The sequence below is a fragment of the Streptomyces sp. NPDC054841 genome, assembly GCF_053611045.1.
In genome coordinates this window covers 1-4,023 of record NZ_JBSGZO010000633.1, presented here as the reverse complement: position 1 = coordinate 4,023, position 4,023 = coordinate 1, and the positions used below count along the sequence as shown (strand labels likewise).

Annotated in this window: 4 protein-coding genes; 3 read left to right on the top strand and 1 reads right to left on the bottom strand. The window is 70.8% G+C overall.

The features are described from left to right. Positions 1 to 1,002: DUF4139 domain-containing protein (locus ACWGI8_RS40830; RefSeq protein ID WP_453668512.1), on the top strand; the 1,002-nt coding region annotated here is incomplete at its 5' end. A gap of 8 nt (positions 1,003 to 1,010) precedes the next feature. Next, entirely contained in the window at positions 1,011 to 2,573 is a 1,563-nt protein-coding gene (locus ACWGI8_RS40825; protein WP_453668511.1) for a DUF4139 domain-containing protein, read from the top strand. A gap of 1 nt (position 2,574) precedes the next feature. Here ACWGI8_RS40825 and ACWGI8_RS40820 read toward each other — a convergent pair whose 3' ends face one another. Continuing rightward, positions 2,575 to 3,012: a Fur family transcriptional regulator gene (locus ACWGI8_RS40820; RefSeq protein ID WP_453668510.1), complete on the bottom strand. Its 438-nt coding sequence runs from the start codon at positions 3,010 to 3,012 to the stop codon at positions 2,575 to 2,577. Positions 3,013 to 3,468: 456 nt separating this feature from the next. Here ACWGI8_RS40820 and ACWGI8_RS40815 point away from each other — a divergent pair. Next, positions 3,469 to 4,023 (top strand): peroxidase family protein (locus ACWGI8_RS40815; RefSeq protein ID WP_453668509.1); only part of this gene is annotated, 555 nt, incomplete at its 3' end.

The window sequence follows — 4,023 nt, the reverse complement described above, 5'->3', positions numbered from 1 at the left end:
CCGGAGGTCTTCGGCGCTGTGACGCCCGACCTCGCGCAGCCGGTCCGGTCGCGAGCGGGCGGCGGTCCACGTACCGGCGGCAGGTTCTCCGCGGTCCCCGCCCCCATGGCACCTGCGGCTCCTGGGAGCGCTGCGCCGCCACCGGTTCCGGCACCTGCAACCGGTCCGCCGCAGCCGAGCGGCGCCGAACTCGACTACGCCGCCCTCGTCCTGTACGGCCCCGACGAGCAGGGGGGTCGCAGAGGCCGGCTGTTCGCCCAGTCTCCCTTCGACCCGGTGGCGGACGAGTACCGCCGCCGCGCCGAAGCGGTGGCCGCGCTGCCGCTCCCCGGACACGCCGTGCGGCCCCGCGAGTCGGCGGACTCCTTCGACCACCGCTTCGATGCCGCCGCGCGGGCCGACGTTCCGTCGGACGGCACCTGGCACACCATCACCGTCGGCGAGATCCCGGTCGGCCTGCGCACCGAGTACGTGTGCGTGCCGTCCGTGGAGCAGACCGTGTACGCGACGTTGGTGCTCTCCAACGCCACCGACCAGGCTCTGCTGGCCGGCCCGGTGGAGGTCACCGTCGGCGACGACTTCCTGCTGACCGCCGCACTGCCCACGCTCGCCCCCGGCGGTGTCCGCCGGGTGGGGCTCGGGCCGGCCGAGGGCATCCGGGTCACCCGCCGTACGAACCTCCACGAGTCGACCGCGGGCCTGCGCAACAACACCACCGTGCTGGACCACCGCGTCCACGTGGAGCTGGCCAACCGGCTCGCCAGGCCCGTCACGGTCGAGGTGCACGAGCGGGTTCCGGTCACCTCCGAACCCGAGGTCCGGATCGAGGAGCGGGCCGACTGGACGGCACCCGAGGACGGCGCGGGGCCCGAACACCATGCCCCCGGCACCCGCGTCTGGCGGGTGGACCTGCCCGCCGGCGGCACCGCCGCCCTCGACGGCGGCTACGAGATCCGCATCCCGGCCGGCAAGACCCTGGTCGGCGGCAACCGCAGGAGCTGACACACACCATGTCCACGGCCCCGAAGCCGATCGCCCTCCCCGTCACCGCCGTCACCTGCCTGGAGGATCGGGCCCACATCGAGCGCGCCGTCATGCTCGACCTGGAGGCCGGGGTGCAGCGTCTGCGTCTCGGGCCGGTCAGTGCGCTGGCCGTCGACCGTACCCTTCACGCCGAGCTGGCCGCCGATCACCCCGCGACCGTGCTCGACGTGCGGATCGTACGCACCTGGACGCCGCGCGGGCCGCTGCCGTCCGCCGACGACGACTCGGCCCTGCGCCACCGCGAGCACACCCTCGAAGAGGAGCGACTCGCCCTGGGTCAGCAACGCGACCGGCTGCATGCCCGCCTCGACCTGCTCGGCCGTCTCGCCGCCGATCTGCTGCGGGAGATCGGCGAAGGAGCCGGCTCCGGGGAGACCGAAGGGCCCCGATGGGCCCGCGAACTGGACCGGGTGGACGACGAGCGCGACTCGTGCGGCGAGCAGCTCCGCACGATCGACGCACGGCTGGCCGCCCTCGCTGTCGAACTCGGGGAGGTCCAGCGCGCCATGGACCTCTCCGAGGGGGAACCCGCCCAGCTGGTCGGCCATATCGAGCTGACGGTGGAGGCCGCTGTCGCCGGGCCGGTCGGGCTGCGCCTGAGCCACCTCACCCCGTGTGCGCTGTGGCGGCCCGCCTACCGGGCCGTACTCGACGGGGACTCCCTGACGCTGGAGACCGACGCGATGGTCTGGCAGCGCACCGGCGAGGACTGGTCGGACGTACGGCTGACGTTGTCGACGGCACGGTCGGCACTGGCCACCGATCCCCCGCGGCTGGGCGAGGATCGGCTGACGCTCAAGGACCGCTCCGCTGCGGAGCGCCGCACGGTGGACGTCGAACTGCGCGAGGAGGAGATCGGGGACCTCGGCCCCGCCCTCGTACTGGGCCTGCCAGGGGTGGACGACGGCGGCGAGGCGCGGGTGCTGAGCTCCCCCGCGCCGGTCTCCGTGCCCGGAGACGGCCGCGCTCACCGGGTACCGCTCTCCGTCTTCACCGCGGCCGCGAGCAGCGAGTACGCCTGCTCACCCGAGCTGTCCCCGTTGGTCACCCAGGTGGTGCGGTTCGACAACCTGTCCGGCCATGCGCTGCTCGCCGGGCCGGTGGACCTGGTCCGCGGCAGCGGATTCACCGGCCGCGGGACGCTGGACTTCAGCGCGCCCGGTGCTCCCGTCGAGCTCGCCTTCGGCAGCTGTGACGACTGTCGGGTCGTCCGGTATGCCGAGGAGTCCCGCGACTCCGCCGGAATCACCCAGCGGACTGTGGTCACCCACACGATCCGGCTGCACCTGTCCCGGTTCTCTGCTCCCGGGGAGCACGGCGAACGCGTGGTCGTCCTCCGGGAGCGGATACCGGTCTCCGAGGTCGCGGCGGTGAAGACACGCCTGCGCGAGGAAGCCTGCTCCCCTGCGCCCGACGTGGTCGACGCCGAGGGCATCGCCAGTTGGGACGTCACCCTCCCGCCCGGCAGCCGCCGCACGGTCACCCTGGTCTACGAGCTGTCGGCGAACGCCAAAGTCGCCGGGCTCTGAGCTAGGAAGGGGGGCGCTGGACCGGGCCGGGGACACAGGAGGGGCACAGCCCGCGGTAGGTGACCTCGACCTCGGACACCGTGAATCCGAACCGCGCCTCCGCCGGGAGGTCGGCCAGCGGATCGCCGACCGGGTGGACGTCGCGGATGGTGCCGCAGCCGGAGCACACCAGGTGCTGGTGCGGGTGGTGCGCGTTGGGGTCGTAGCGCTTGGCGCGGCCGTCGGTGGAGACCTCTATGACCTCACCGAGGGAGACCAGCTCACCCAGGGCGTTGTAGACGGTCGCCCGGGAGATCTCGGGCAGCCGTCGTGCCGCGCGGGCGTGCACCTCGTCGGCCGTGAGATGCACGTGTTCGCCGTCGAGGACCTCCGCAACGACGCGCCGCTGGGAAGTCATCCGCCAACCGCGCCCTCGCAGTCGCTCCAGCAGGTCACTCATATCGGTTCACCTGTTCAGGCTCGGTGGGACAACGGAACTTACCGGTAGATGCCCGGGGCCTGACAGGGCCGGCTTCACCCACGTTATGGCGGAGGCACTGCTCTATTACGTGCCGGGCCAGCGTATAACTTTCCGTTTCCGCTTCTCACGTCAGCGGGGTGAGCGTGATGCCTCTTCTTGTTACCAGGGGCGCTCTGCGTGTTCTCGTAGCGGAGTGGTCTGCGGTGCGCGACCATACGGACGCCGACACAGGCACAATCATCGGCGTCATGCGCGAGGAAAGGTTCTCGTCGGCCGCCGGCCCCACGTTGTCTGCCGCGGGCCTGGCAGGCGTTCGGCCGGCGGGCGCCATGGAGGGCTACGAGCGCGGGTCGCAGTGCTCGACACCAAAAGGCAAACAACCTCAAGAGCGAGCATTCAGCAGAAGGAAACACCAAGACAGGAAGAAGGACGGACGTGTCCGGCAGCGAAAGCGAGAACCCAGCAATCCCCTCCCCGGCCCCCACGCCGACTCGCCCCAAAGCGAACCGGGACTGGTGGCCGAATCAGCTGGACCTTCAGGTTCTCCACCAGCACTCGCCTCAGTCCAATCCGATGGATGAGGACTTCAACTACGCAGAAGAGTTCACGACCCTCGACCTCGACGCGCTGAAGCAGGACGTCTTCGAGGTGATGACGACGTCGCAGGACTGGTGGCCTGCCGACTACGGCCACTACGGGCCGCTCTTCATCCGGATGAGTTGGCATGCCGCGGGAACGTACCGTATCGCCGATGGCCGGGGCGGTGGCGGCTCCGGCGCTCAGCGCTTCGCACCCCTCAACAGCTGGCCGGACAACGCGAGCCTCGACAAGGCGCGCCGTTTGCTCTGGCCGGTCAAGCAGAAGTACGGCCGGAAAATCTCCTGGGCCGACCTTCTGGTCTTCGCCGGCAACTGTGCCATGGAATCGATGGGCTTCAAGACGTTCGGATTCGGGTTCGGGCGAGAGGACATCTGGGAACCCGAGGAAATC

Bases quoted from the DNA above. Each gene is read 5' to 3' on its own strand.
- ACWGI8_RS40820 (WP_453668510.1), bottom strand. From the start codon at position 3,012: ATGAGTGACCTGCTGGAGCGACTGCGAGGGCGCGGTTGGCGGATGACT.
- ACWGI8_RS40825 (WP_453668511.1), top strand. From the start codon at position 1,011: ATGTCCACGGCCCCGAAGCCGATCGCCCTCCCCGTCACCGCCGTCACC.